The organism is Flavobacterium sp. (genome assembly GCF_046296355.1).
Taxonomy (GTDB): domain Bacteria; phylum Bacteroidota; class Bacteroidia; order Flavobacteriales; family Flavobacteriaceae; genus Flavobacterium.
Map to the genome: position 1 here is coordinate 85,645 of NZ_JBKBLM010000005.1, position 26,062 is coordinate 111,706.

Annotated in this window: 27 protein-coding genes; 17 read left to right on the forward strand and 10 right to left on the reverse strand. The window is 35.7% G+C overall.

Annotation, left to right across the window (positions count from 1 at the left end; all coding sequences use genetic code 11):
* The first annotated feature begins 32 nt into the window (after nucleotides 1–32).
* From ACK4HO_RS04470 to ACK4HO_RS04530, 13 genes are all read left to right on the forward strand, one after another.
* A complete protein-coding gene (locus ACK4HO_RS04470; protein ID WP_409663143.1) occupies nucleotides 33–551 on the forward strand; it encodes a DUF6913 domain-containing protein in 519 nt (172 codons plus the stop codon).
* A gap of 1 nt (nucleotide 552) precedes the next feature.
* A complete protein-coding gene (gene dapA / locus ACK4HO_RS04475) occupies nucleotides 553–1,437 on the forward strand; it encodes a 4-hydroxy-tetrahydrodipicolinate synthase (RefSeq protein WP_409663146.1) in 885 nt (294 codons plus the stop codon).
* Between the two features lie 109 nt (nucleotides 1,438–1,546).
* On the forward strand, nucleotides 1,547–2,341 hold the full coding sequence (locus ACK4HO_RS04480) for an outer membrane protein assembly factor BamD (protein ID WP_409663149.1): 795 nt from the start codon (nucleotides 1,547–1,549) through the stop codon (nucleotides 2,339–2,341).
* A 7-nt stretch (nucleotides 2,342–2,348) separates the two neighbouring features.
* Entirely contained in the window at nucleotides 2,349–2,669 is a 321-nt protein-coding gene (locus ACK4HO_RS04485) for a DNA-directed RNA polymerase subunit omega (RefSeq protein ID WP_121313610.1), read from the forward strand.
* Nucleotides 2,670–2,674: 5 nt separating this feature from the next.
* Entirely contained in the window at nucleotides 2,675–3,892 is a 1,218-nt protein-coding gene (gene coaBC, locus ACK4HO_RS04490) for a bifunctional phosphopantothenoylcysteine decarboxylase/phosphopantothenate--cysteine ligase CoaBC (RefSeq protein ID WP_409663151.1), read from the forward strand.
* On the forward strand, nucleotides 3,876–4,763 hold the full coding sequence (locus ACK4HO_RS04495; RefSeq protein WP_409663154.1) for a DUF4835 family protein: 888 nt from the start codon (nucleotides 3,876–3,878) through the stop codon (nucleotides 4,761–4,763). Before coaBC ends, ACK4HO_RS04495 begins: the two co-directional genes overlap by 17 nt.
* A gap of 41 nt (nucleotides 4,764–4,804) precedes the next feature.
* A complete protein-coding gene (recN, locus tag ACK4HO_RS04500; RefSeq protein ID WP_409663157.1) occupies nucleotides 4,805–6,457 on the forward strand; it encodes a DNA repair protein RecN in 1,653 nt (550 codons plus the stop codon).
* A gap of 66 nt (nucleotides 6,458–6,523) precedes the next feature.
* Nucleotides 6,524–7,714: an enoyl-ACP reductase FabV gene (gene fabV, locus ACK4HO_RS04505; protein ID WP_409663160.1), complete on the forward strand. Its 1,191-nt coding sequence runs from the start codon at nucleotides 6,524–6,526 to the stop codon at nucleotides 7,712–7,714.
* 101 nt (nucleotides 7,715–7,815) lie between these two features.
* Nucleotides 7,816–10,482 carry a T9SS type A sorting domain-containing protein gene (locus tag ACK4HO_RS04510; protein ID WP_409663162.1) on the forward strand — a complete coding sequence of 889 codons (2,667 nt, stop codon included), beginning with the start codon at nucleotides 7,816–7,818 and terminating at the stop codon, nucleotides 10,480–10,482.
* An 89-nt stretch (nucleotides 10,483–10,571) separates the two neighbouring features.
* Nucleotides 10,572–11,576 carry a glycosyltransferase gene (locus tag ACK4HO_RS04515; protein ID WP_409663165.1) on the forward strand — a complete coding sequence of 335 codons (1,005 nt, stop codon included), beginning with the start codon at nucleotides 10,572–10,574 and terminating at the stop codon, nucleotides 11,574–11,576.
* On the forward strand, nucleotides 11,573–12,163 hold the full coding sequence (gene coaE / locus ACK4HO_RS04520) for a dephospho-CoA kinase (RefSeq protein WP_409663167.1): 591 nt from the start codon (nucleotides 11,573–11,575) through the stop codon (nucleotides 12,161–12,163). Before ACK4HO_RS04515 ends, coaE begins: the two co-directional genes overlap by 4 nt.
* Nucleotides 12,164–12,227: 64 nt before the next feature.
* Complete coding sequence (locus tag ACK4HO_RS04525; protein ID WP_409663169.1) at nucleotides 12,228–13,811, forward strand: sensor histidine kinase; 1,584 nt, start codon at nucleotides 12,228–12,230, stop codon at nucleotides 13,809–13,811.
* Nucleotides 13,812–13,821: 10 nt separating this feature from the next.
* The gene (locus ACK4HO_RS04530) at nucleotides 13,822–14,523 is read left to right on the forward strand and encodes a response regulator transcription factor (protein WP_409663172.1); all 702 of its coding nucleotides are present in this window, start codon (nucleotides 13,822–13,824) and stop codon (nucleotides 14,521–14,523) included.
* Nucleotides 14,524–14,553: 30 nt separating this feature from the next.
* Here the strand turns inward: ACK4HO_RS04530 and ACK4HO_RS04535 are convergent, their stop codons facing one another.
* From ACK4HO_RS04535 to ACK4HO_RS04565, 7 genes are all read right to left on the reverse strand, one after another.
* Nucleotides 14,554–15,291, reverse strand: a complete 738-nt coding sequence (locus ACK4HO_RS04535) for an acyl-[acyl-carrier-protein] thioesterase (RefSeq protein WP_409663175.1) — start codon at nucleotides 15,289–15,291, stop codon at nucleotides 14,554–14,556.
* Nucleotides 15,292–15,306: 15 nt separating this feature from the next.
* Entirely contained in the window at nucleotides 15,307–16,233 is a 927-nt protein-coding gene (miaA, locus tag ACK4HO_RS04540) for a tRNA (adenosine(37)-N6)-dimethylallyltransferase MiaA (RefSeq protein WP_409663177.1), read from the reverse strand.
* Nucleotides 16,234–16,366: 133 nt separating this feature from the next.
* Nucleotides 16,367–17,728, reverse strand: a complete 1,362-nt coding sequence (locus ACK4HO_RS04545) for an exonuclease domain-containing protein (RefSeq protein ID WP_409663180.1) — start codon at nucleotides 17,726–17,728, stop codon at nucleotides 16,367–16,369.
* Nucleotides 17,729–17,765: 37 nt separating this feature from the next.
* A complete protein-coding gene (locus ACK4HO_RS04550; RefSeq protein ID WP_409663182.1) occupies nucleotides 17,766–18,425 on the reverse strand; it encodes a YggS family pyridoxal phosphate-dependent enzyme in 660 nt (219 codons plus the stop codon).
* A gap of 49 nt (nucleotides 18,426–18,474) precedes the next feature.
* Complete coding sequence (locus tag ACK4HO_RS04555) at nucleotides 18,475–19,692, reverse strand: DUF1015 domain-containing protein (RefSeq protein WP_409663185.1); 1,218 nt, start codon at nucleotides 19,690–19,692, stop codon at nucleotides 18,475–18,477.
* 88 nt (nucleotides 19,693–19,780) lie between these two features.
* Nucleotides 19,781–20,668, reverse strand: coding sequence for a 3-hydroxyacyl-CoA dehydrogenase family protein (locus ACK4HO_RS04560; protein ID WP_409663187.1), 888 nt, complete (start codon nucleotides 20,666–20,668; stop codon nucleotides 19,781–19,783).
* 13 nt (nucleotides 20,669–20,681) lie between these two features.
* A complete protein-coding gene (locus ACK4HO_RS04565) occupies nucleotides 20,682–21,653 on the reverse strand; it encodes a Gfo/Idh/MocA family protein (RefSeq protein WP_409663190.1) in 972 nt (323 codons plus the stop codon).
* A gap of 133 nt (nucleotides 21,654–21,786) precedes the next feature.
* Between ACK4HO_RS04565 and ACK4HO_RS04570 the strand changes: the two genes are divergently transcribed.
* Nucleotides 21,787–22,428: a protein-L-isoaspartate(D-aspartate) O-methyltransferase gene (locus ACK4HO_RS04570; protein WP_409663193.1), complete on the forward strand. Its 642-nt coding sequence runs from the start codon at nucleotides 21,787–21,789 to the stop codon at nucleotides 22,426–22,428.
* Here the strand turns inward: ACK4HO_RS04570 and smpB are convergent.
* Nucleotides 22,425–22,877 (reverse strand): SsrA-binding protein SmpB, encoded by a 453-nt coding sequence (smpB, locus tag ACK4HO_RS04575; protein WP_409663196.1) that lies wholly within the window; start codon nucleotides 22,875–22,877, stop codon nucleotides 22,425–22,427. The genes ACK4HO_RS04570 and smpB overlap by 4 nt on opposite strands.
* Nucleotides 22,878–23,030: 153 nt before the next feature.
* Between smpB and ACK4HO_RS04580 the strand changes: the two genes are divergently transcribed.
* Together ACK4HO_RS04580 and ACK4HO_RS04585 are read left to right on the forward strand one after the other, a co-directional pair.
* The gene (locus ACK4HO_RS04580) at nucleotides 23,031–23,669 is read left to right on the forward strand and encodes an outer membrane beta-barrel protein (protein ID WP_409663199.1); all 639 of its coding nucleotides are present in this window, start codon (nucleotides 23,031–23,033) and stop codon (nucleotides 23,667–23,669) included.
* A 98-nt stretch (nucleotides 23,670–23,767) separates the two neighbouring features.
* Entirely contained in the window at nucleotides 23,768–24,001 is a 234-nt protein-coding gene (locus ACK4HO_RS04585; protein WP_409663202.1) for a VF530 family DNA-binding protein, read from the forward strand.
* Here ACK4HO_RS04585 and ACK4HO_RS04590 read toward each other — a convergent pair whose 3' ends face one another.
* The gene (locus ACK4HO_RS04590) at nucleotides 24,002–24,562 is read right to left on the reverse strand and encodes a GNAT family N-acetyltransferase (RefSeq protein ID WP_409663205.1); all 561 of its coding nucleotides are present in this window, start codon (nucleotides 24,560–24,562) and stop codon (nucleotides 24,002–24,004) included. It lies immediately after the preceding gene.
* A gap of 18 nt (nucleotides 24,563–24,580) precedes the next feature.
* Nucleotides 24,581–25,435: an aldose 1-epimerase family protein gene (locus tag ACK4HO_RS04595; RefSeq protein WP_409663208.1), complete on the reverse strand. Its 855-nt coding sequence runs from the start codon at nucleotides 25,433–25,435 to the stop codon at nucleotides 24,581–24,583.
* 99 nt (nucleotides 25,436–25,534) lie between these two features.
* Here ACK4HO_RS04595 and ACK4HO_RS04600 point away from each other — a divergent pair, with 99 nt between their 5' ends.
* The gene (locus ACK4HO_RS04600) at nucleotides 25,535–25,816 is read left to right on the forward strand and encodes a hypothetical protein (protein ID WP_409663211.1); all 282 of its coding nucleotides are present in this window, start codon (nucleotides 25,535–25,537) and stop codon (nucleotides 25,814–25,816) included.
* The last annotated feature ends 246 nt before the right edge of the window (nucleotides 25,817–26,062 follow it).

Here is a 26,062-nt window from a genome sequence, read left to right on the forward strand (position 1 = left end):
TTTAGTAATTTTGTAATTCAAGTAAAAGTAGTATGTTTTTAAATTACTTAAAGGATTTTTCAACAAAAAAAATTGTTAAGAATAGTTTATCAAATGTCAAACATTTGGCTTCAGATAGCGTGATTAAAACGGTCGGAATTATTTTTGATGAAACCTACTTTAACGAAAGAGAAGCTTTAGTTCAAGAGCTAATTAAGAACGGAATTTCCGAAAACGACATTAAAGTTTTGGTTTTCAAAAACAAAATCAAAAAGAATGAAGTTTTTGATTATCCCACTTTCAGCCACAAAGATTTGAGTTGGCACGGAACGGTTGATAAAAAGGAAGTTAAAGATTTTATTAAAGAGCCGTTTGATTTGCTAATCAATTATTACGATACTGAAAAAGTGGCACTTTTATTAGTTTCACATCTATCCAAAGCCGGGTTTAAAGTCGGTTTTGCTTCTATTGACAAAAGGCTGAATCACTTTATGATCAATACCAATGCAGAAAATTACAAAGTCTTTATGGACGAACTATTCAAATATTTAAAAATTCTAAATAAAATTTAAAATGCAATCATTAATTGGCACCGGAGTTGCCCTTGTTACCCCATTCAAAAAAGATTTCTCAGTAGATGTTGAGGCGTTAAAATCAATTGTTAACTTCCAAGTTGACAACGGAATTGATTATTTAGTTGTTCTTGGAACCACTGCTGAAACCGCAACTTTGTCTAAAGATGAAAAAGAATTGGTAATAAAGACAATCGTGGAAGCCAATAAGGGAAGATTGCCCTTGGTTTTGGGTGTTGGAAGCAATAACACGCAGGAAGTTGTGGCCGAATTAAAATCAAGAGATTTTGCTGATTTTGTGGCAATATTATCGGTTTCACCTTATTACAACAAACCAACACAAGAAGGTATTTACCAACATTTCAAAGCCATTGCTGAAGCTTCACCACTTCCGATTATTTTATACAATGTTCCGGGAAGAACTGCCAGTAATATGTTGCCGTCAACGATTATTCGTTTGGCCAATGATTTTAAAAATGTAGTGGCTGTCAAAGAAGCGGCAGGTGATATTGTTCAAGCTATGAAATTGATTCAAGGCAAGCCAAAAGACTTTCTGGTAATTTCAGGAGATGATATGATTACATTGCCAATGATTTTAGCCGGTGGCTCGGGTGTTATTTCCGTAATTGCAGAGGGTTTTCCAAAGCAATTTTCAGAAATGGTGCATTTAGGTTTGAACAGAAGAGTAGAAGAAGCCTATAAATTGCATTACCTTTTGGCCGATTCAATTGACATGATTTTCGAGCAAGGCAATCCGGCCGGAATTAAAGAAGTCTTTAAATCATTGGGGTTATCAGAGAACACCGTTCGTTTGCCGCTGGTAAATGCTGATGAAAACTTAGCAACGCGCTTGCATGATTTTACCAATAAAATTTCAAAAATGTAGTTTTTTCACAGTCGAAAAAAATATTTTGTAGTAAACAATTAATAACTAAATTTGCAATTGCTTTTTTAATCACAAAATGTCTTTAAAATCAGCAACATTAAACATCATAATGAAGAAATTTTTAGCCCTATTTGCATTCATAGTATTTTTTTCGTCGTGTAGCGAATACCAAAAAGCATTAAAATCGGAGGATATTGCTGTCAAGTTTGATATGGCAAACAAAATGTATGATGCCAAGAAATACGGTAAAGCGATAAGACTTTTTGAACAAATTGCTCCGGCTTACAAAGGGAAACCGCAAGCTGAGAAAATGTTTTACATGTATTCACAATCACTTTATAAAACCAATCAATTTTATTTAGCGGGTTATCAATTTGAAAATTTTGCTTCAAGTTATCCAAAGAGTGAAAAAATTGAAGAAGCTTTATTTTTAGGAGCAAAATGCTTCTCAAAATTGTCTCCGGTATACAGTTTAGACCAAGTAGATACTTATAAAGCCATTGAAAAACTGCAAAATTTTATCGATGTGTACCCGGAATCACAATATATAGGTGATGCCAATACAATAGCAAAATCATTAAGAGAGAAATTAGAGAAAAAAGCATTCGAAAATGCTAAAACTTATAATACAATTTCTGATTACAAAGCAGCGATAGTGGCTTTTGATAACTTTGTTATTAATTATCCAGGAACGCCTTATAAAGAAGATGCTTTGTTTTACAAGTTGGATTCGGCCTACAAGTTGGCTATAAATAGTGTGCCTTCTAAAATGGAAGACCGTTTGAATGTTGCCAAAGCGGCTTATGCCGGATTAATCAAGCACAAAGAAGATACACAGTACAAAGCAAAAGCCGATGAAATGTTGGCTAGAATTGAAACAGATTTAAAACAATTTACTAAATAAAAAAGTCATGGATTTAAAAAAGACGAATGCACCGGTTAACACAATCACTTACAATAAAACTGTAATTGAAGAGCGTACCGGCAATGTTTACGAGGCAATAACAATAATGGCTAAAAGAGCAAACCAAATCAACTCTGAAATCAAAAAAGAATTGACTGAAAAATTAGAAGAGTTTGCCACTTACAACGATAGTTTGGAAGAAATCTTTGAAAACAAAGAGCAAATCGAAGTTTCTAAATACTACGAAAAATTACCAAAACCTCACGCATTGGCTGTTCAAGAATGGCTTGATGACAAAATTTACTACAGAGATACTACAAAAGACTAATTCAGATGTCTGTTTTAAGCGGTAAAAAAATACTACTCGGCGTTTCCGGAGGAATTGCCGCCTATAAAACAGCCTCATTAGTTAGATTATTTATAAAAGCAGGTGCACATGTCCAAGTGATAATGACACCTGCTTCTAAGGATTTTGTAACACCGTTAACATTATCCACACTTTCCAAAAATCCGGTTCATTCTACTTTCTACAACGAAGAAGACGAGAATGCACAATGGAACAACCACGTTGAGTTAGGACTTTGGGCCGATTTGATGTTGATTGCTCCGGCAACAGCCAATACGCTTTCCAAAATGGCAAATGGCAATTGCGACAATCTTTTAATTGCGACTTATTTATCGGCTAAATGTCCGGTATACTTTGCTCCAGCAATGGATTTGGATATGCACAAACATCCGTCAACCTCATCGAGTTTTAATTTGCTGAAGCAATTCGGTAACATCATGATTCCTGCTGAAAGTGGTGAGTTAGCCAGTGGATTATCAGGTGAAGGCCGAATGGCAGAACCCGAAAACATTGTGGACTTTTTAGAGAAAGACTTGGAAAGTAAATTGTCTTTGCGAGGTAAAAAAATCATGATTACGGCCGGTCCAACCTATGAAGCGATTGATCCGGTTCGATTTATAGGGAATCATTCTTCGGGTAAAATGGGCTTTGATATTGCTAAAACCGCGGCCAATCTTGGTGCAGAAGTGATTTTAATTTCGGGTCCAACGGATTTGAATGTTGATAATACAAATGTCAATTTAATACGAGTTACTTCAGCTCAAGAAATGTATGAGGCTTGTCATCAGTATTTTAAGGAAATGGATGTTGCTATTTGCGCCGCAGCCGTGGCAGATTATAAACCCAAAGTAGTCGCAGACCAAAAGATAAAAAAAACAGAAGCAGCTTTCACTATCGAACTCGAAAAAACAAAAGATATCTTAGCTTCTTTAGGCGAAATCAAACAAAAGCAATTCTTAATTGGCTTTGCTCTGGAAACCGAAAATGAAATTGAAAATGCGAAGCTGAAAATTCAGAAAAAAAACTTAGATTTGATTGTTTTAAATTCGCTACAAGATAAAGGTGCAGGTTTTGCAACTTCAACTAATAAAATTACATTTATTAATAAAGATTTTGTGATTGAGCCTATGCCCTTAAAATCAAAAGAAGCAGTAGCGGAGGATATAATGACTAAAGTAATGACACATTATGAAAAAAATAGCTAGTTTTCTTTTATTGTTTTTGGTTGGAGTGACCCATGCGCAGCAATTAAATTGTACAGTTCAAGTCAACTCGGATAAAGTCACCAATGCGAATAGCCAAATTTTTAAAAATTTGGAAAAATCAATCAATGAGTTTGTCAACAAAACAGATTGGACAGGAGAAGAATATAAGCAGCATGAAAAGATAAACTGTTCGATGGTAATCATCCTAAACAGCTATGAATCGAATCAATTCTCAGCTACAATTCAAGTTGAATCTTCCAGACCAATATTCAACTCAACGTATTCTTCCCCGGTTTTTAATTATAATGATAAAGATTTTTCTTTTCGATACATAGAGTTTGAAAACCTCCTTTTTAATCCGGCCAATTTTGATTCCAATTTGGTCTCTGTTTTGGCTTATTACAGTTATATGATATTAGGTTTTGATGCCGATACTTATACGCTTTATGGTGGTAAACCTTGGTTTGATGTGGCGCAACAAGTTATGACTGTGGCCCAACAAAGTGGTTATAAAGGATGGAGTCAAGTTGATGGCAATCAGAATCGTTTCTTTTTGGTTAGCGATATGCTTTCGGGTACTTATGATGCCTTCAGAGATGCGATGTACCAATACCATAGAGAAGGTTTAGATAACATGTCTAAAGATTTGAAAACTTCTAAAGAAAAAATTTTAGAATCTATTACTACTTTAAGCGGGATTTATAAGGTGCGTTCCAATGCCTTTTTGACCAGGGTGTTTTTTGATGCCAAAGGAGACGAAATTGTTTCCATCCTTTCAGGCGGTCCAAAAGTTTCAATGTCAGCAACTATCGATACTTTGAATAAGATATCACCACTCAATTCAAGTAAATGGGCAACCATCAAGTTATAATTAGTATATTTACTACTTAAACTTTACTTCATTTTCTGCACATGATTACTTCGCTTTCGATTGAAAACTTCGCCTTAATTGAAAAATTAAATATTGATTTTTCTAACGGTTTTTCAATTATTACAGGTGAAACCGGAGCTGGAAAATCAATACTTCTTGGCGCTTTAGGTTTGGTGCTCGGCAAAAGAGCTGATTTGTCTTCGCTAAAAAATAAAGAAGAAAAATGTATCGTAGAAGCCAATTTTGCCATAGGAAAATATGACTTACAGTCTTTCTTCGAAGCCAATGATTTGGATTATGAAGAAGAAACTATCATTAGAAGAGAAATTCTACCTTCTGGAAAATCACGTGCTTTTGTAAATGACAGTCCGGTGAATTTACAGCAATTACAGGATTTGAGTTTTTACCTAATCGATGTGCATTCACAACACCAAACTTTAGAATTATCCGAAGAAGAATACCAGTTTAAAATCATTGATGCCATTGCAAAAAATCAAGAATTCAGAGTTGAATATTCATCAATATTAAAACAATATCGTTCGGCTAAAGCTACTTTGGAAACCCAAAAAGCAAGTTTGTCTGCCATACTGAAAGAGAAAGATTATAACGAATTTCTGTTCAACGAATTGCATTCAGCCCAATTAAAATCAGGTGAGTTAGAAGAACTTGAAAAGAGTTATGAAGCCCTCAATAATGTTGAATTCATCAAAGAAAATCTTTCAACGCTTTTGGTTTTGGCCAATGAAGACCAATTCGGGTTGTTGAAAAACCTGAAAGAATTCAAAACAATACTTCAAAAAAACGCCAATTTTTCTACTGAATATGAGTCGCTTTTTGAGCGCACTAACTCGATTTTAATTGAGTTTGATGACATTATCAAAGAACTGAATCGCGAATCGGACTTGGTATTCAATGATCCCGAAAAATTAGAACTCCTTAATCAAAAACTGCAACTCATTTACGGTTTGCAAAAGAAACACCAAGTACAAACGGTTGAGGAATTGATTGACATTCAAAATGAATTAGAAGGAAAAGTGGTTTCGGTGGTGACTTTGGAAGAAGAAATTATTAAACTTGAAAGTAACATTAAAGACTTCGAGGTTCAATTAGATGCTATTGCGGCTAAAATTTCTCAAAGTAGGAGTGAAGCCATTCCAAATCTTACCCAAAAACTAATCGATATTTTGAATTTGTTGGGTATGCCCAATGTTCGTTTCAAGATTGATATCACGCCAACTTCAACCTATTACAATAACGGAAAAGACACTTTACAGTTCTTATTTTCGGCCAATAAAGGAACCGATTTCGGTTTGTTGAAAAAAGTGGCTTCCGGTGGAGAAATGTCCCGAATCATGTTGGCAGTAAAATCTATTTTATCCCAATATTCCAAATTACCGACCATTATTTTTGACGAAATTGATACTGGTGTTTCCGGTGAAATTGCAAATAAAATGGGAGAAATTATGCGTGAGATGAGTCAATCGATGCAAGTTTTTGCCATAACTCATTTGCCGCAAATTGCAGCCAAAGGAAATACCCATTATAAGGTTTTCAAAACGGTTTTGGGTGACAATACGGTTTCCGAATTGAAATTATTAACCAATGACGAGCGTATAATTGAAATTGCCGAAATGCTTTCGGGGAAAGATATTTCAGATTCGGCACTCAATCATGCCAAAGCATTACTAAACTAACCGTTTTAATTTATTATTTTTGTACCACTTTAATTTTAATATACAGACAACTTAATTTCAAAGAATATGATTATAGAACCAAGAATGCGCGGGTTTATTTGTTTAACGGCTCACCCGGACGGATGTGCGCAAAGCATTAAAAATCAAATTAGTTACGTAAAATCTAAAGGAACAATTGAGGGTGCCAAAAAAGTATTAGTGATTGGTGCTTCCACCGGTTTCGGTTTGGCTTCAAGAATTACGGCTGCTTTTGGTTCTAATGCCGCGACAATTGGGGTTTTCTTTGAGAAAGAGCCTGCTGAAGGTAAAACGGCAACTCCGGGTTGGTACAATTCTGCTGCTTTTGAACAAGAAGCGCAAAAAGCAGGTTTGTATGCCAAAAGTATCAATGGTGATGCATTCTCTAACGAAGTAAAGCAAAAAACAATTGACTTAATCAAAGCTGATTTAGGTCAAGTGGATATGATAATTTACAGTTTGGCTTCACCGGTTCGTATGCACCCTGTTTCAGGTGTTTTGCATCGTTCGGTTTTGAAACCAATTGGAGGGACGTTTACCAACAAAACCGTAGATTTTCATACCGGAAATGTAACTCAGGTTTCTATTGAACCGGCTAATCAGGAAGATATTGACAATACTGTTGTAGTTATGGGTGGTGAAGATTGGTCAATGTGGATGGAAGCTTTAAAAAATGCAGGAGTTTTAGCAGTAGGAACCACAACTATAGCATACTCTTATATCGGACCGGAAGTAACTGAAGCAGTTTACAGAAAAGGTACTATTGGTAGAGCTAAAGACCATTTAGAAGCTACAGCTTTTGAAATTACAGACAGTTTAAAGTCTTTAGGAGGAAAAGCATATGTTTCTGTAAATAAAGCATTGGTAACGCAAGCCAGTTCAGCTATTCCGGTGATTCCTTTATATATTTCTTTATTGTATAAAATAATGAAAGCTGAAGGGGTACATGAAGGTTGTATTGAGCAAATCCAACGACTTTTCGCCGACAGACTTTATACAAATGCAGCGGTTCCAACAGATGATAAAGGCAGAATCAGAATAGACGATTGGGAAATGCGTGAAGATATTCAAGAAAGAGTTAAAGCCTTGTGGGCAACCGCTACAACAGAAAATCTTCCCGAAATAGGAGATTTAGCAGGTTATAAACAAGATTTCTTAAATTTATTCGGTTTCGGTTTTGACGGAGTTGATTATAATGCCGATACTAATGAAATGGTTTTAGTGCCAAGTATAAAATAGTAAGGATTGTTAATATCTATATTAAAAACTCGCAAATAATTTTTGTGAGTTTTTTTTATTTAAAGTACTTTTATAGTTAATTAACTTTTAATCTTTAACAAATGAAAAAACATTACTTATTGTTGTTTGCCTTATTTTCGGTTTGGCAAATAAACGCCCAAGTACTGAACCAAAATGCGGGTTGGCCTAACCCTGCTTGGACAGTCACTGGAACTTACAATGCTGCAGCCACAGCATTTGAAGCTAATCCAACAACTTCAGCAAATTTTGCTTTTGATGATGACGATGCTGGCGGTACCAGCGATGATCAAATAGCTGCTGAATCTCCAATTATTGATTTGACTGCAGCCCATACAGCAGGTGAACAAAAAGTTAGAGTAAGTGTTCTTTATGGATACAATTATTTAGACGCCGATGTTTTAAGATTTGAGTATTGGAATGCTGATACTTCAACTTGGGTGCCTTGGGGAGGAAATCTTCCAGGAAACAGCACGGCTGTTTTTGATAATTTTTGTACAATCCCAAAAGTAACTTTCTCCACACCTGATTTAGATGTGGCTGCTTTTACGGCTACACAATTATCAGGTTTTAAATATCGTATTTATTACAATGATAGTTTAGCCGGCGCGGATTGGAATTGGGGATTTTGTTTTAATTCACCAACAATCATTTCTGTACCAACTCCCTGTTTGACAGGATTTGATTTTCCAGGTGGTATAATTACTCCTACTGTTTGCGACGGTTTTACGCCTACTTTAATATCAGAGGACTCTTTTGCAGGTGATTACTTTACTGTAAGTGTAACTTCAGGTCAAACGTATAAGTTTACCAGTTCTATAGCAACTGATTTCTTTACAATTAGTACCGATAATGGTGCAACTTCCGTTGCTTCCGGAACACAACCTCTTACATGGGTTTCAACAGTAACCGGTAATATAAGAGTTCACATTAATACAAATATTACATGTGGTACTCAAGATTCGGAAAGAACAACTAATGTAATCTGTGGTGTTTTGTGTTTGACAGCAACTTTATATCCGGCAGACCCATTAACAGTTGATACTTGTGATGGTGTTTCAACTAATGTAACCATTGATGATGCATGGGCAGGAGAATACTCTAACGTTGAAGTTTTTGCTGCTAATACTTATACTTTCTCCACTTCTGTTCCGACAGATTATATTACCATATCTTCCGCTGATGGTTCAACTGCTTTAGCTGTTGGTGCCGGTAGTGTGGTTTATTCGCCTACAGCCAATGGTATAATTAGATTTTATATACATACCAATTCAACTTGCGGAACAGAAAATGTATCAAGAGAAAGAAGAATAGTTTGTACAACGGCTGCGGTTCTTCCGGGTTGTGCTTCGACTCCGGTTCCTGCCGATGGTAGTACAACAGTTCCTGCTTTTGCTACTTTTGATTTATCATGGACAGCACCAACAACCGGTGATCCTGCAACTTCTTACGATGTTTATACAGGAACAGCTGTTGATAATTTAGTATTTGGAGGAAACTTTACAGCTACAACTATTCCAGCTGTTGGCCCTGTTGGAGAATACAGCTTTACAATCTATTGGCAAGTTATTGCCAGAAATGCAGCAGGTGAAGCAATAGGATGCTCAGTTTGGAGTTTTACTACTGAAGCGCAGCCAACAGATACTGTGGATTACGCCAACTTGCAATGGCCACCGACAGCTACAATTGTACAAGGTGGTAATACAACGGTTTACGGAAGAGTTTATGAGCCGGGTCTTACTGATACTACTTCAGGACAAGCTCCAGGTGTACTTGCATGGGTTGGAATTAGTCCGGTAGGAGACAATTCAAATCCAAATACATGGACTATATGGATTCCTGCCACTTTCAATGTTGAAGCGGGTAATGATGACGAATATCAAGCTGTAATTGGGGCTGCTTTAGCACCGGGAACATATTATTATGCTACAAGATTTACTTTAAACGGTGGTCCGTTTGTTTATGGTGGAATTAACGCTTCACCTCCAAACAATGGTAATTTCTGGGATGGTGCAACTTTCGGAAGCGGTGTTTTAACTGTCACTCCGGCTCCGGCTCCGGCAAATGATGAATGTCCTGCCGCTATTGCCTTAGTAGTTGATGATACTTTCTGTAATGGAACTAATACTAATGGAACTAATATAGGTTCTACAGATTCAGGTGTTACTCCTGCAACATGTTTCGCCTATGGCTTGAATGATGTTTGGTACTCTTTTGTGGCACCGGCAGATGCCGCTACAGTTGATGTGTCAACAGACTTCTTAGGAGGTACTTTGTATGATACAGAAGTTGCTCTATATTCCGGAGCTTGCGGTGCTTTAACACAAGTTGCATGTGATAATGATGGTGGTATTGTATTACAACCAAACGGATTTTCATGGAATTCATTAATTGTAAATACGGCCGTTACTGCAGGTCAAACCTATTATGTTAGAGTTGCAGGTTATTCAGATGATCAAGTGGGTAGTTTCTGTTTAAGAGTTTCACGAAATCAATTATTATCTAATGAAGGTTTTGACAGTAATAATTTCACATATTATCCAAATCCGGTTAAAAATGTATTGAATCTATCCTATAACCAAGAAATCACAAGCGTTGAAGTATTCAATTTGTTAGGTCAAAAAATGAGCGTTAATGCAATTGGAGCTAATCAAGGACAAGTTGACATGTCTAATTTAGCTAGTGGTACTTATATGGTAAAAGTAACTGCTGATAACAAAGTGAGAACGATTAAAGTGATTAAAGAGTAAACATTTGTTCTTTTATAATAGTTTAAAACCACCTAAATTTTAGGTGGTTTTTCTTTTGTATAAAACTTATCTTTGTTAAAATTTATGTTATGTATTTTTCAATTGTAATTCCGGTTTACAACAGACCCGATGAAATCAAGGAGCTTTTGGAAAGTCTTGTGCTTTCTAACTATAATAAACCTTACGAAATTGTAATTGTTGAAGACGGCTCTTCTATTCCTTGTGGAGAAGCAATAGATGCCTACAGAGATAAACTTAATATTTCCTATTACTTTAAAGAAAATAGTGGTCCAGGTGATTCCAGAAACTTTGGAATGAAAATGGCAAAAGGAGATTACTATATTATTTTTGATTCAGATTGTATAATACCAAAGCAATATTTGACCGAAGTTGAAAAAGAGTTAACCCTAAATTATGTGGATTGCTTTGGCGGTTCTGATGCTGCTTTAGATTCTTTTTCCAATATCCAAAAAGCCATTAACTTTGCCATGACTTCTTTTTTAACTACCGGTGGAATTCGTGGTGGTTCAGAAAAGTTGACTAAGTTTCAACCCCGAAGTTTTAATATGGGAATAGCCAAAAAAGCCTTTGAAGCTTCCGACGGATTTGGAAATATCCATCCCGGAGAAGATCCGGATTTGTCTATAAGATTATGGAAATTGGGTTTTGAGACAAAATTATTTCCCAAAGCTTTTGTTTATCACAAAAGGAGAATCGATTGGGATAAGTTTTCTGTTCAAGTCAATAAATTTGGTAAAGCCCGACCAATTTTAGATAGTTGGTATCCCGAATACAGTAAGCTGACCTTTTTCTTTCCAACCTTGTTTGTCATAGGATTTTTAATTTCAGTTTTTCTTTTTCTTTTTGGTCTAACCTTCCCGATTTTATGTTATGCCTTATACTATATCCTGATTTTTGTTTTTGCCACTTTACAAACTAAAGATCCTGAAATCGGCTTCTTATCTGTAATTGCAGTTACAAAACAATTCTTTGGCTATGGCAGAGGTTTTCTAGAATCTTATATCAAGATTAAACTTCAAAAGCAAAAGCCGGAAGTTGCTTTTCCTGAATTATTTTTTAAAGTAAAGTCATGACAAAAATAATAGGACTTACGGGTGGAATAGGAAGCGGGAAGACTTTAGTGGCTAACTATATAAAGTCAAAGGGAATTCCTGTATACATTGCTGACGAAGAGGCCAAAAAAATAATGGAAACCCAAGAGGTCACCCGATTGGTTGAAACAGCATTTGGTAACAGCGTCATTTCGGATAAAAAAATTGATAGGGCAAAATTGGCTCAGTTGGTATTTAACAATCCTGAAAAGCTTCAAAAACTGAATGCTATTATTCATCCGCTCGTTAAACAAAACTTTGATATTTGGTTGAAAAATCACCAAAAATTTCCTTTTGTAATAAAAGAAGCCGCCATTTTATTTGAAAGTGGCAGCTACAAATACTGTGACAGTATTATTACAATTACGGCACCTTTAGAGACTCGATTACAGCGGGTTATTGATCGCGATAATACAAATCGCGAAAGTGTTTTAAGCAGAATAAAAAACCAATGGTCAGAAGAACAAAAAATAGCCAAAAGCCATTTTGTAATTCACAATATTTCTATGGAAGATACTAAGAATCAAGTTGATGTTATTCTTAATTTATTAAAAAATCAACAAAATTAGCCTGAGATGTTAATGTTTGGTTAATGTATTTATTGTATAAATGTTAAAATACTAAATTTGTTTAATGAATAAATTGTTTTTTCGTCTACTGGTAATTTTAATGAGTTTGTCCTTAATAGGCATAATTCTTGTTCAAGTATATTGGTTTGACAAGTCATTTGAAAACAATGAAGAACAATTTAAGTTTCATGTCAAACAAGTTCTCGGTAATGTCGCCGACAAATTGCAAAAGAAAGAGCAGTATACCTATTACGAAAAATACAATAATGTAATTGACAGTACCGGAAAAGTACCGGATAAAAGTGATTTTTTGGAATTTGGGTATTACCAAAGAGATTCCAGAACCAATGAGATGATTGTCTATTCCAATAGCATCATATCCGAAGATTACGGAATTAATTCGTCGTTCATTGACAGAAAAATGGATAGTTTAAGAGAAATCAAAAACTATACTGCTAAGCGAAAAACAGAAATTTATACTGACAATATTGATAATTCTTCTATTAAGCAGAATCAATCACCAGATATTAAAATTGAAAAAGAGGGCAGAACCGAATCTTTAGACAATGCTCAATTTGAAATTTTTTACAAAGATATTGCGGCTTTGAGACCCATTCAGGAAAGGGTTAAAAATGAAGTTTTGCAAAAGTTATTGTCTGATGAACTCAATCAGTATGGGGTTAAAACTCCATTTGAGTACAATATTTACAGCAATGGTTTAGCTACAAAAATCAAGTCTGATCGATTCAGGTATGAAAAGGCGTCAACTTATTCTATCCCGATTTTTATTGATAATGACGGTAATAATAAGTACCAATTGTTAATCACTTTCCCGCAGAAAAAGAAATTTTTATTTTCAGAATTGATAGGGATTTGCATATTGTCAATCGTTTTCACTTTGATTATTATCATTGCTTACTCAAGTGCGTTAAATCAATTGATAAAGCAACGTCAGATATCTGAAATCAAAACCGATTTCATTAATAATATGACACATGAGTTTAAAACACCTATTGCAACAATTAATTTGGCTTTAGATGCGATTAAAAATCCTAAAGTAATTGATGATAAAGAAAAAATTTATCGTTATCTGCAAATGATAAGAGATGAAAATAAAAGAATGCATGCCCAAGTGGAAAATGTATTGCGTATCTCTAAATTAGAAAAGCGTGAGTTAGAAATTAATAAGGAATCCAATGATATACACAGCATAATAGAAGACGCCATTGATCATGTTAATCTTATTATTGATGACCGAAATGGCAGTATAACAACACATTTTGACGCAACAAGAACAACGGTTTTATTGAATGATGTTCACTTTACCAATGTTTTTGTTAATATTTTAGATAATGCCATAAAATATTCTCCCGATAATCCCGTTATAGATATATATACCGAAAATGTCAAGGAGTTTGTGATTGTCAAAATTAAAGATCAAGGCGCCGGAATGACCAAAGCGGCACAAAAAAGAATATTTGAAAAATTTTACCGCGAACACACCGGTGATTTGCACAATGTAAAAGGTCACGGATTAGGATTGGCCTATGTTAAACGAATACTTGATGACCACAATTGTCAAATTTTTGTAGAAAGTGAAAAAGGAAAAGGAAGCATATTTATAATTAAAGTCCCACTCATAAATTAAAAAAAATACTATGGAAGCAAATAAAAAAATACTACTAGTCGAGGATGACCAAAACTTCGGAATCGTATTGAGAGAATATCTCACACTAAACGATTTTGATGTTACGCTAGCCAAAAACGGTATGGAAGGTTTCGAAAAATTCAAAAAAGACAATTACGATTTGTGTATTTTGGACGTCATGATGCCTTACAAAGACGGTTATACCTTAGCCAAAGAAATCAGAGAAAAGAACAAAGATGTGCCCTTGATTTTCTTAACGGCAAAATCAATGAAAGAAGACGTGATGAAAGGCTACAAAGTTGGGGCAGATGATTATCTGAACAAACCTTTCGACTCTGATGTTTTATTGATGAAAATCAAAGCCATTATCCAAAGAAAGTCAGCTGAAACTAAAAACGAGCCGGCCAAATTTGAGTTCCAAATCGGGAAGTTTCTTTTAAACTCTAAGTTGCGTTATTTAAAATTTGGTAATGACGAACCAATCAAATTGTCACCAAAAGAGTCTGATTTATTAAAAATGATGGCGATTTACGAAAACGATTTGATGCCAAGAGAGTTGGCGCTAACCAAAATTTGGAGAGAAGACAACTACTTCACCTCAAGAAGTATGGACGTTTACATTGCCAAATTGCGCAAATACTTGAAAGAAGATCCAAGTGTTGAAATTCTCAACATTCATGGAGAAGGTTTCCGATTGGTCGTGAAAAAATAAAGTAAAAAGCTTCGAGAAATCGGAGCTTTTTTATTTTAAGTGCAATTGTAATGCAAAATTGGCTTTTTCCTCTCGCTGAACAGCAAAAATGATATCGTTATTTGAAGCTTTCTGTTTGATTTCAACGGTATCGTTTAGCGAGACTTCTTTCAGATAGTTCATCTCAAAACTATTAATCTTTTGATGCTGAATGATTGTATAATCAACACAATCCAAACACCATTCTAAATATTTCACACTGTTGGCATGGTTGACAATGTCCAAATCAGAAAGTTTGACTATGTGCGTTCCAACCGTTTGCATTTCGTGTTGAATATCTATTTTGCTAAAAGGATGTAAAGTCGCTCTCTCAGGAAACTTTTCAAAATGTTCGTGTGGCAAAGCCAAATTCTCAGGACGACGCGTTTGGGTGTTAAAAACAGCCCAAAAGGTTTCACAACCAATAATTTTCTCGTCACCGATATACATTTCCAAACAACGAATCGAGCGTGAATTCTCCAACGAATTGATCCAGGTTTTTACGGTTATCGTTTCTTTCCATTTGGGTAAACGTTTGATTTCAACTCGCATCCGACTCAAAACCCAAGCTTGATGATGCACTTGCATATCGCTAAAACTAATTCCGCCTAATTCTGCATGCAAACCGGCTGTTAATTGCAGGATGTTGCACAAATCAGTGTATTTCAAGTACCCATTAGGATAGCATTGCAAGAATGTGACTTCCCAATCTTGTTGCAGTTTTGACGTAAAGTTTGGCGCAATAGGCATATAAATAATTATGAATTATGAATTATGAATTATCAAATGTAAATGATTAATTATTTTTTTTGGATCTGTTTTGTAGTCAAACCACATCGTGTTTTTGGTTCGTTTGAACCAAGTGATTTGGCGTTTGGCAAAACGGCGCGTGTTTTTCTTGATTTCTTCAATGGCGAATTCCAAGGTAATTTTTCCATCAAAATAATCAAAGAGTTCTCGGTAACCCACAGTTTGCAGCGCATTCGACTGTTTATGTGGGTATAATTGTTCGGCTTCTGCCAAAAGTCCTTCTTTAATCATCATATCGACACGTTGATTGATTCGGTCGTACATGATATCTCGCTCGGCTTCTAAACCGATTACAATAGGAGTGAAGTGACGATTGTTTTTCTTTTGACCTATAAAACTTGAATATGGCTTTCCTGTTCCCAAACAAACTTCCACAAAGCGTTTCATACGTTGCGGATTTTGTAATGTTTGCGGGTTTTCAGACGTTAGTTTTTGGAAATAATCTAAATCTAATTCTTGTAACTTTTGCTGTAGATAATCTATGCCAAGTTTTTCAAAATCAGCGTTGATTTGTGTTCGTACTGATTCATCAATGTCCGGAAAATCATCAAAGCCTTTGAGTACGGCATCAACGTATAGACCCGAACCGCCAACCATAATTTGAACATTATTCTTCTGAAATAATTCATCCAATTTGGAAATGGCTTCCTGCTCAAAATCGCCTACAGAATAGGAATCGAAAATGGATTTGTTTTGGATGAAATGGTGTGTGGCTGATTTAAGTTCTTCCTCGGTTGGAACCGCTGTGCCAATACGCATTTCTTTGAAAAACTGTCGGCTGTCACACGAAATAATATCACAACCAAAATGTTGGGCCAAAGCAATGCTCAGGGAAGTTTTTCCGATGGCTGTTGGTCCTATGATGGTGATTAAGTAGTTCAATGCACTTTGTTTTTTTAGCCCCGATTATCTCACAAAGATAATATTTGTAATTGGAGTTCTATGAATGCTTCGCATTTGTAGTGGAAATCCTCGAAGAGATTGCAACGGATAGCGGGAAATAGCTCCTGATAAATTAAAATTTTACAATTCGAATTACTTTATGACGACGTAAATATCCTTGAATAATCGTTCGGGTATCGCGATTGTTTTGCATTGGAATGATTAGGTTTTTCAGGATTTCGATGTTGTTGACTTGGTAGTTTAAATCAAAGAAACAATAGCCTTTGTAAATACCGCCTTCGATAAGTACGGCACTACGTTCGTTGGTGTTTCTGCCGCGATCAATGATGACCATATTGTTGTTGTCAAACTTCATTTCGCGGATAAATTCTTCTACGCGTTCGTTGTATGCTTCAGTGGGTTCTTGGTTCAAACATGCGCCGTTGCATTCTTTTATTTTCAATTGGAAGCAACCGTTTTTGGTATCGTAAAGACCATTGATTTTTTGGCACAAATGGTACTGAGCCGTGATTTTATGCAAAAGATTTTTCCCTTCTTGAATTGATGTAAAAGAGGTGATTTCCTTTTTGCGACCATCTGCCTTTTGGACTTTCAAGGCCATGTACCCATTTTCATCTTTTTCGGCATACAAGGCATATTGAAAAATGGTTTTGCGTTGCGAGCGGTTGTAAATGGGTTTGTTGATTTTGATTTCCTCACTTTCTTTCAACAAGGCAATCAAATCGCTACCGGTTTCTTCGTAAGTAACGGCAAAGACTTCTCGTTGAATCTTTTTGCACTTGCCGGTTGTTCCGGTGAAATGTTGGTTAATTCTTTTCTTAATATTTTTGCTTTTGCCTATGTAAATTAAATCGCCTTTTTCATTGTGAATGTAGTAGATACCGGTTCTTGTTGGCATACTTTCCACTATGTCAAGCAATTTTGGTGATAATCCTTTTTTGATTTCGGCTTTGATTAGGCTGATTAGGATTTCCTTTTCCACATCTTTGTCTAAAATCATTTTGAACAATTTTACTGTGGCCAATGCATCACCGCTGGCACGATGTCTGTCGGTAACTGGAATACCCAATGAACGAACCAATTTCCCCAAACTATAAGAAGCTTGTCCGGGAATCAATTTTTGGGATAATTCTACGGTGCAAAGTGTTGGTTTGATAAAATCATAGCCTAATCGACCGAATTCCGTGCGCAAAATTCTGTAGTCAAAAGAAGCGTTATGTGCTACAACAATACAATTTTCAGTAATCTCAATAATACGTTTGGCGACTTCATAAAACTTTGGTGCCGAACGCAACATGGCGTTATTAATCCCTGTCAATTTAACTACAAAAGGCTGAATTGGTTTTTCGGGATTGACCAAGCTGATGAATTGATCTACGATTTCGTGTCCGTCAAATTTGTAGATGGCGATTTCGGTAATGCCTTCTTCATTAAATTGACCTCCGGTAGTTTCTATGTCGAGTATTGCGTACAAATAAGTGAATAGTAATTAGTGAATAGTGATTAGCTTTTTATCGGCTTCCAAAGATACTACTTCCAATGCGAACCATATTGCTTCCGCAGTCGATAGCTAATTGATAGTCGCCTGACATGCCCATGGAGAGAGTGTTCAGTTGGCAGTTATTAGTGTTCAGTGATTTGTATTTATCGAAAATCGATTTTAAATGGTCAAATTCGCGTTTGATTTGGGTTTGGTTATCAGTGAAGGTTGCCATTCCCATTAAACCAACGACTTTTATATTGGTAAAGCTTTTGAATTCTTCGGAGTTTAGTAATTCGTCTAATTCTTTTTCGTCTAAACCAAATTTGGTTTCTTCTTCGGCTATGTGAATTTGCAACAGACAATTAATATTTTTTCTCCAACGAACGGCGTGACGGTTGATTTCTTTGAGCAATTTCAAACTATCAACACCTTGAATTAGTTTCACATACGGAACCATATATTTCACTTTGTTGGATTGCACGTGACCAATCATGTGCCATTCGATTTCCTTTGGCATTTGCTGCCATTTTTCGGTCATTTCCTGGATTTTATTTTCCCCAAAAATGCGTTGGCCGGCATTGTACGCTTCCATCAAATCAGCAACAGGTTTGGTTTTGGAAACCGCTACCAAAGTCACGTGTGATGGGAGAGAAGCTTTTATTTCGAGAAGGTTTTGTGCTATTGACATGCTTATGTTTTAATTTTTTATTTAGTACTTCGTAAATCGTACTTCTAACCTACAATTCATAAACCATCAATCCACTTCTGAACTTCGGTTCTATATAAGTACTTTTTGGGGGCATAATCAAATTGTTATCAGCCAAAGCTTTGATTTCAGAGATGTCGGAAGGATAAAGCATGAAACCAACTTCAAATTCTCCTTCGTCTACCAATTCTTTAATCGTTGAAATAGATTGCTTTCCCGGAATGTATTCGATGCGTTCGTCGTTTCGCAAATCTTCTATGCCCAATAAAGGTTGCAAGACTTTGTCGTATAAAATTTGAGCGTCTAAATTTTCCAAAATAGAAGGCTGATTGTTTTCTTGCTTGTAAAACAACGCATAAAAACTACCATCGAGATACATCCCAAACTCAAACTTGCTTTGCGGTTTCCACAACTCTTGCTCTTTGTCTTTGATGATGAAATTTTCGGAGAGTTTCTCTACAAAATCTTCTTTGGAAAAGCCATTCAAATCACGAATAATTCTATTGTATTCATAGATTTTGACATTGCTTTCGGCAATTAGGAAACTCATGAAATAGTTTAGGTTCTCGTTGCCTAAATGTTTGTCTTCATCATACAATAACTCTGCTGAAGCCGAGCGGTGATGTCCATCGGCTATGTATAACTCAGGAATATTTTCAAACTGTTGGGATAACCAATCTATTTCTGATTTGGTTTCTATTTTCCAAAGTTGGTGTTGCTCTTTATTGGTGGTGGAATAGTTGTAAATTGGAGAGCTTTTTTTCTTTTCGGCTATCCAAGTATTTAGCGTTTCATTATCCGGATAAGTGATTAAAACCGGTTCGGTGTTAAAACCAGTTTGGTGCAAATAATCCTTAAAATATTCTACGCGATATTGCAAGGTGTCTTCGTGTTTTTTGATGACATTATTTTTGTAATCTTCGATTGAAGTTCCGGCCACTATTCCGGTGAACGACTGTGATTTGGTTTTGATTTCATACAGAAAAAAAGCGGCTTTATCTTCTTCCATAAAAATACCGTCATCTTTGAAGTCCTGGTATTTGTGAGCCACACCTTTAAAGCGCTTGTCCAAAGTAATTTTCTGCGAATACATATAGGCAGGATGTATCACATGCAAAAACGAATACGGATTAAAACTCAACCAAGCCGCGAGTTCGGCCGAACTGTAATCATCGTAGTTTCGGCAAGTCACCAACGCCACTTTATCGGGTGTTGGACGAACGGCTTTGAAAGGGATTATTTTTGACATTTTTTGGTTGTAAGTTGTGGGTTGTAAGTTGTAAGTTGTAAGTTGGTTTAATTTTAACCTAGAACTTACAACTTAGAACCTACAACATTTATATAAACTGCTTCGAAACCTTCTCTGCTTTCTTCGATTCTGAATAATCGTAGAAACCTTCGCCCGATTTTACGCCTAGTTTTCCGGCCATAACCATATTGACTAATAATGGGCAAGGAGCATATTTTGGGTTTTTGAAACCGTCGTACATTACGTTTAGAATCGAAAGACAAACATCTAATCCGATGAAATCGGCTAGTTGTAATGGTCCCATGGGATGCGCCATTCCGAGTTTCATTACGGTATCAATTTCGCTTACGCCTGCAACACCATTGTATAACGTTTCGATGGATTCGTTAATCATTGGCATTAAAATTCTGTTTGCTACAAAGCCCGGATAATCGTTGACTTCTGTTGGGGTTTTACCTAATTTCATCGATAAATCCATGATGATTTTGGTCACTTCATCAGACGTGTTGTAACCTCGAATAATTTCTACCAATTTCATAATCGGCACCGGATTCATAAAGTGCATTCCAATGACTCTTTCGGGATGAACGACTTGTGCTGCGATTTGGGTAATAGAAATCGAAGACGTATTAGTGGCCAAAATTACATTGTGGTCGCAAATGTCACTTAGTTGTTTGAAAATATTGAGTTTTAAACTTACGTTCTCTGTAGCAGCTTCAACCACTAAATCACAACCAACCACGCCGTCTTTGATATCGGTGTAAGTGATGATGTTACCAATGGTTTTGTGTTTGTCTTCTTCGGTGATGGTTCCTTTGGTTACCATTCGGTCAAGGTTAGCAGCAATTGTTGCCATTCCTTTTTCCAAAGATTTCTCGGAAATATCAATTAGTTTTACGGTAAAACCGCTTTGGGCAAAAGTGTGGGCAATTCCGTTGCCCATAGTTCCTGCACCTATTACAGCAATTGTATTCATTATGTTTGTTTAGTTAGTTTTTTTCATTCATCGAATCAATAATCATATAAGCTACGCGTAAAGCTTCTGTTCCGTCTTCTAAAGTGACTACGGGTTTTCCATTGCTATTGATGGCATCGGCAAAAGTTTCCAATTCGTCTAAAATGGCATTGTTGGGTGCTACTTCCGGGTTGTTGAAATAGATTTGTTTCTTTTGGCCTTCTGCATTTTGTAAAATCATATCAAAATCTCCGGGAACTTCAGGTGCTTCTTTCATTTTTACGACTTCACAAACTTTGTCTAAATAATCGACAGAGATGTAAGCATCTTTCTGAAAGAAACGAGATTTGCGCATATTCTTCATTGAAATACGGCTCGAAGTAATATTGGCCACGCAACCGTTTTCAAATTCGATTCGGGCATTTGCAATATCTGGTGACTGACTCAACACCGAAACACCACTGGCATGAACCGCTTTTACTTTTGATTTCACCACACTCAAAATCGCATCGATATCGTGTATCATTAAATCCAAAACTACGGGAACATCAGTACCACGCGGATTGAATTCGGCCAAACGATGGGTTTCAATAAACATTGGGTTTTCGATTTGGTCTTTCACTGCAATGAATGCCGGGTTGAATCTTTCAACGTGCCCAACTTGTCCTTTGACATTGTATTCTTTGGCCAAAGCAATAATTTCTTCAGCTTCTGCAACCGTTGCGGAGATTGGCTTTTCAATAAAAACATGTTTGCCTGATTTAATCGAAACTTTGGCACATTTATAATGCGAAAGTGTTGGCGTAACAATATCAATTACATCTACTGCGTGGATTAATTTGGCAATGGTATCGAATTGTTTGTATCCAAATTCGGCCTCAATTTTGGCCCCGTTTTCGTGATTCTCATCGTAGAAACCAACGAGTTCGTATTTTTCAGATTGTTGTAGTAATCGCAAGTGTATTTTTCCGAGGTGACCGGCACCTAAAACGCCAACTTTGAGCATAAAGATAAATTTTATCAAAAGTAGCATTTTAGTTTAAAGTTTAAAAGTTTAAGGGTTTAAAAGTTTAATGGAATTAGGAATTTGTTTATTGAAATTTTTACTTCTATTTTTACGCTTTAAATCTCAACCTACATTGAAAGATACCAGCAAACATCAAGGACTTCGAAATCAACTAGCCAAAGTGTTGGAAGAAAAAGGAATTACCGATAAACACGTTTTAGATGCCATCCGGAAAATCCCCAGACACTTATTTTTGAACTCGAGTTTTGAAGACTTTGCGTATCAGGATAAAGCGTTTCCAATTGCGGCCGGACAAACCATTTCCCAACCTTATACTGTAGCGTTTCAAACCGAATTGTTGAAGGTAAAAAAAGATCATAAAGTGCTAGAAATCGGAACCGGTTCGGGTTATCAAACTGCGGTTTTAGTGGCTTTGGGTGCCAAAGTATATTCGGTAGAAAGACAGAATGAGTTGTTTAAAATTACTTCGGCTTTGTTGCCAAAGTTGGGCATTCGTCCCAAACATTTGTCTTTTGGAGACGGTTATAAAGGCTTGCCTAATCACGCTCCATTCGATAGCATTATCGTGACTGCCGGCGCACCAATTATTCCAAAACCATTGATGGCTCAGCTCAAAATAGGGGGAAGATTGGTTATTCCGCTAGGTGAAGGCGAGCAAGTAATGACGATGTTAATTCGTAAAAATGAAACCCAATTCGAAAAACATGAGTTTGGCGAATTCCGTTTTGTACCTTTATTGGAAGATAAGAATTAGAATGATTTTTTAATTCGATCCAAATCACGCTTTGTGTCTTGTTCTTTAAGACTTTCGCGTTTGTCATAAGTTTTCTTTCCTCTACAAAGTCCGATATCTAATTTGGCTATCCCTTTTTCATTGGTAAACAACTTCAACGGAATAATGGTCAAACCTTTCGTATCCATCGCTCTTTCGAGTTTTTTTAACTCTCTTTTATTCAATAATAATTTGCGTTCGCTTTTGGCTTTATGATTGAACTGATTACCATATAAGTATTCGTCAATTTGGGTATTGATGGCGAATAATTCGTGGTTGTGAAATTCACAAAATCCTTCAGTAATATTGGCTTTGCCCAAGCGAATTGATTTGATTTCGGTTCCGGTTAAAACAATACCGGCCGTGTAAGTTTCAATTATCTCATAATCGAACCTGGCGCGTTTGTTAAGTATGTTAATCGTTTTCAACATCGGATGGCAAATGTACTAAACTAATGCTTAATTCTGAACTGAAATGTCGACGAAATTATCAATAAAAAAAATGTTTAAACAATGATTTATATCAGTTTTTCGGCAAAATCTTCCGACTAATTTTGGGGTATAATTTTAAACTAACAAATCAAAATGAAAAAATTATTATTAGTAGCAGGTTTGGCTTTTTTTGGTTTAACTGCTCAAGCACAAGAACAAAGTAAAGGATTACAAGGCGCATGGTTTGCCACTTCACAATTTGGTTACCAACAAACAAAAACAGGTGATGACACCGCCACAAATCTATCGGTAATTCCTATTGTTGGAACATTCGTCACACCATCAGTAGCCGTTGGAGCCGGAGTTGGTATTATGAATATCAAATCGGAAACCGGTTCGGTAACTAATGCCAATACTAATTTAATGGTGGTTGAACCATTGGTAAGAAAGTATTGGAACATAGCAGGCAATTTTTACTTCTTTGGTCAATTAGCGACACCAATTATTACCGGTAAAGAAAAAGAAGCCGATACTAAAGTGACTCAGTTTGGCGTTGCTATGTCTGGTGGTTTTGACTTTTTTGTCACTAAAAATTTCTCTGTTGAGTTTTCTTATGACTTGGCCAATTTCACTTCAACTACAATCAAACCTGATGGTGGCGACAAAACAACAATAAACAATTTCTCTTTAGCTCACGTTGCTACAGCAGATCCGATTTATGTTAATGCTTTGGGCGGAAGTATGCCAAACTTAACAACACCTTTATCTTTCGGATTTAAGTTTGTATTTTAATTAAATTAATAGTTATAGTTTTTCCGATTCGTCGGAGTTTAAACCGCCTTTCTTGATTGAATGGCGGTTTTTATTTTTGAAATCTATACCTTTGTTTTATGGAAAATGTGCCTTCAAAAGATCCGCTTCACGGTGTTACGCTTCAAAAAATAGTAGAGCAATTGGTTGACTATTATGGTTTTGATACTTTGGGCGAACTGATTAAGATTAAGTGTTTTAACAGCAATCCGAGTGTTAAATCGAGTTTGACCTTTTTGCGCAAGACTGATTGGGCTAGGAAGCAAGTGGAAACATTGTATATTAAGACACTTCCGAAGTTTGATAAAAAGTAATTACTTTTTGAAATTTCTTTTCAGTAAAGAGTAGATAACCGTATCCCAAAATTTTCCTTCCCACAATTCGTTTTCTAATATATGAGCTTCTTTGACAAAGCCATTTTTTTGTAAAACTTTTTCAGAACCTATGTTATCAGGATCAATTACGGCTTCGATTGAGTGTAAGTTCATCTGTTCAAAACCATATTCAACAACGGCTTTTATCGCTTCTGTAATGTAACCTTTGCCATTATATTCGGGTAACGACATATAACCGATTTCAGCGCGGTGATTTTCGAGTTGGATTCTGTAATGACCAATAATGCCAATGATTTTGTCACTTCCTTTAATAGTGATTCCCCAATTGATGCCAATATTGTTTACGATTTTGTCTTCAATCATAGCAATATGTTCCAAGGCATCTTCTTTGGTTTTGGCCAAAGGTCTCGGAATATATTTCATGATTTCGGGATTGCCGCGAAGGGCTAAAACTTCGTCAGCATCGTTTTCGTTAATGCGACGCAAGAGCAAGCGCTCTGTTTCAAGGTTTTGAAAGGGATGAAAATTGATGGTAAGCATAAAATCGTTTTTGTAAATTTATATAATTTCTATACTAAAATTATATTCTTTATAAGAATTACTTTCTGCCAATTGAATTCCTTCTTTCTCCAAGATATTTCCAATGGTATTTGTAGTGTCTGCGTAGCCTAGCCAAGGTTCCAAGCAGATAAATGGCGCATTTATTTTGGTCCAAATTCCGAAATGAGGAAAATCATTGAACTTGAAATTTAAGATAGGCAAATTGTTTTCGAGGATTTTGATTTGTTTTGATTGCAATGACTTAAACACTAAAGCATCTTTTTCGAATAGAGAATAGGTAAGTGGTAATTGGTTATTTTTCAATTCAATGTTTTGGGTTTTGTCTGAAAGCAAATCGTTTTCTAAGGTATAACTAATTAATTTTTCGCCTGATTCAAACTGTAAACCATACTTTTCGAAGGTATTATTTAAGGCAAAAGCCGGATGTCCGCCAATAGAAAAAGGCATTGTTTCAGAACTGTTGTTAATCACTTTATAAGACACGTTTAAGGTTGTTTCATTCAAAGTATAAGTGAGTTGTAATTCAAATTTGAATGGATAAATGTTAAAAGTCATCTCATTAGCTTGTAAGGAAAAAACCACTTTATCTTTTTCTTGTGTAATTAATTGAAAATCAAAATCTCTTGCAAATCCGTGTCGATTTAAAGAAAATATTTTGCCTTCATATTCATAGCAATTATTCTTTAACGTACCTACTATCGGAAATAGGACAGGAGCGTGTTTTCCCCAAAATTCGGGGTTTCCTTCCCAAATGTATTCTCTTTTGGTTTCAAGATTTTGTAGCGAGATAAGTTCAGCGCCTTTGTGGTTTATTTTGGCTGAGAGTATTGAATTTGAGATAGTTGTTGTCAAAATGGTTTTGGTGTTTTTTGGGTAAATGTTTGGTTCACAAATATATTTTATTAATTTTATTCTGCCCATTAATCTATTTACAAACTTAATCTATGTATTATGAAACCCAACTTTGAAACCATTGAGAAAGAAACAATTCAGCTTCTTTCCTTTCCACAATCCGATGTGTTAGAAACACGAGAAGAAATCCAACAACGGCATTCAGATTTGTATAGAGCTTTGGCTTTAGGCAATTTGGAGCACTCTAAAATTAGAATTTATTTTGAAGACAATCAATCTAAAAAAGTAGTCGAAACTACAGTTTGGGCGTTGACTGATCAGCGGGTTATTCTCAAACAAGGACATTCGATACCTATAAACCGGATTTACAAATCTGCTTAATTTTTTAATAGTATATAGAAAAGCCACTCTTCGGAGTGGTTTTTTAGTTTTGTCAACATCGATAAAAAGTATCGACGAAATACACTTAAGTAGGAAAATATCTTATAATAATTATAAAATTATGTATTTCATCGATTTTATTTGTGTTTTAATCGATGATTGTGCTAATATTGTCTAACCAAATCAAACAATACGTTCTTAAATTAAATTCTATAAAGTGTTTGCCCCACATCTACTTTATTAAAA

What these genes read in the sequence shown, in the direction of transcription:
- ACK4HO_RS04555 (WP_409663185.1), bottom strand. Translation starts at nt 19,692, where the DNA reads ATGTCAAAAATAATCCCTTTCAAAGCCGTTCGTCCAACACCCGATAAA.
- dapA (WP_409663146.1), top strand. Translation starts at nt 553, where the DNA reads ATGCAATCATTAATTGGCACCGGAGTTGCCCTTGTTACCCCATTCAAA.
- ACK4HO_RS04495 (WP_409663154.1), top strand. Translation starts at nt 3,876, where the DNA reads ATGAAAAAAATAGCTAGTTTTCTTTTATTGTTTTTGGTTGGAGTGACC.
- ACK4HO_RS04535 (WP_409663175.1), bottom strand. Translation starts at nt 15,291, where the DNA reads ATGCCTATTGCGCCAAACTTTACGTCAAAACTGCAACAAGATTGGGAA.
- ACK4HO_RS04485 (WP_121313610.1), top strand. Translation starts at nt 2,349, where the DNA reads ATGGATTTAAAAAAGACGAATGCACCGGTTAACACAATCACTTACAAT.
- ACK4HO_RS04510 (WP_409663162.1), top strand. Translation starts at nt 7,816, where the DNA reads ATGAAAAAACATTACTTATTGTTGTTTGCCTTATTTTCGGTTTGGCAA.
- ACK4HO_RS04565 (WP_409663190.1), bottom strand. Translation starts at nt 21,653, where the DNA reads ATGCTCAAAGTTGGCGTTTTAGGTGCCGGTCACCTCGGAAAAATACAC.
- ACK4HO_RS04515 (WP_409663165.1), top strand. Translation starts at nt 10,572, where the DNA reads ATGTATTTTTCAATTGTAATTCCGGTTTACAACAGACCCGATGAAATC.
- ACK4HO_RS04580 (WP_409663199.1), top strand. Translation starts at nt 23,031, where the DNA reads ATGAAAAAATTATTATTAGTAGCAGGTTTGGCTTTTTTTGGTTTAACT.
- coaE (WP_409663167.1), top strand. Translation starts at nt 11,573, where the DNA reads ATGACAAAAATAATAGGACTTACGGGTGGAATAGGAAGCGGGAAGACT.
- ACK4HO_RS04530 (WP_409663172.1), top strand. Translation starts at nt 13,822, where the DNA reads ATGGAAGCAAATAAAAAAATACTACTAGTCGAGGATGACCAAAACTTC.
- recN (WP_409663157.1), top strand. Translation starts at nt 4,805, where the DNA reads ATGATTACTTCGCTTTCGATTGAAAACTTCGCCTTAATTGAAAAATTA.
- smpB (WP_409663196.1), bottom strand. Translation starts at nt 22,877, where the DNA reads ATGTTGAAAACGATTAACATACTTAACAAACGCGCCAGGTTCGATTAT.
- ACK4HO_RS04585 (WP_409663202.1), top strand. Translation starts at nt 23,768, where the DNA reads ATGGAAAATGTGCCTTCAAAAGATCCGCTTCACGGTGTTACGCTTCAA.
- ACK4HO_RS04525 (WP_409663169.1), top strand. Translation starts at nt 12,228, where the DNA reads ATGAATAAATTGTTTTTTCGTCTACTGGTAATTTTAATGAGTTTGTCC.
- ACK4HO_RS04600 (WP_409663211.1), top strand. Translation starts at nt 25,535, where the DNA reads ATGAAACCCAACTTTGAAACCATTGAGAAAGAAACAATTCAGCTTCTT.
- fabV (WP_409663160.1), top strand. Translation starts at nt 6,524, where the DNA reads ATGATTATAGAACCAAGAATGCGCGGGTTTATTTGTTTAACGGCTCAC.
- ACK4HO_RS04590 (WP_409663205.1), bottom strand. Translation starts at nt 24,562, where the DNA reads ATGCTTACCATCAATTTTCATCCCTTTCAAAACCTTGAAACAGAGCGC.
- ACK4HO_RS04560 (WP_409663187.1), bottom strand. Translation starts at nt 20,668, where the DNA reads ATGAATACAATTGCTGTAATAGGTGCAGGAACTATGGGCAACGGAATT.
- ACK4HO_RS04550 (WP_409663182.1), bottom strand. Translation starts at nt 18,425, where the DNA reads ATGTCAATAGCACAAAACCTTCTCGAAATAAAAGCTTCTCTCCCATCA.
- ACK4HO_RS04480 (WP_409663149.1), top strand. Translation starts at nt 1,547, where the DNA reads ATGAAGAAATTTTTAGCCCTATTTGCATTCATAGTATTTTTTTCGTCG.
- ACK4HO_RS04470 (WP_409663143.1), top strand. Translation starts at nt 33, where the DNA reads ATGTTTTTAAATTACTTAAAGGATTTTTCAACAAAAAAAATTGTTAAG.
- coaBC (WP_409663151.1), top strand. Translation starts at nt 2,675, where the DNA reads ATGTCTGTTTTAAGCGGTAAAAAAATACTACTCGGCGTTTCCGGAGGA.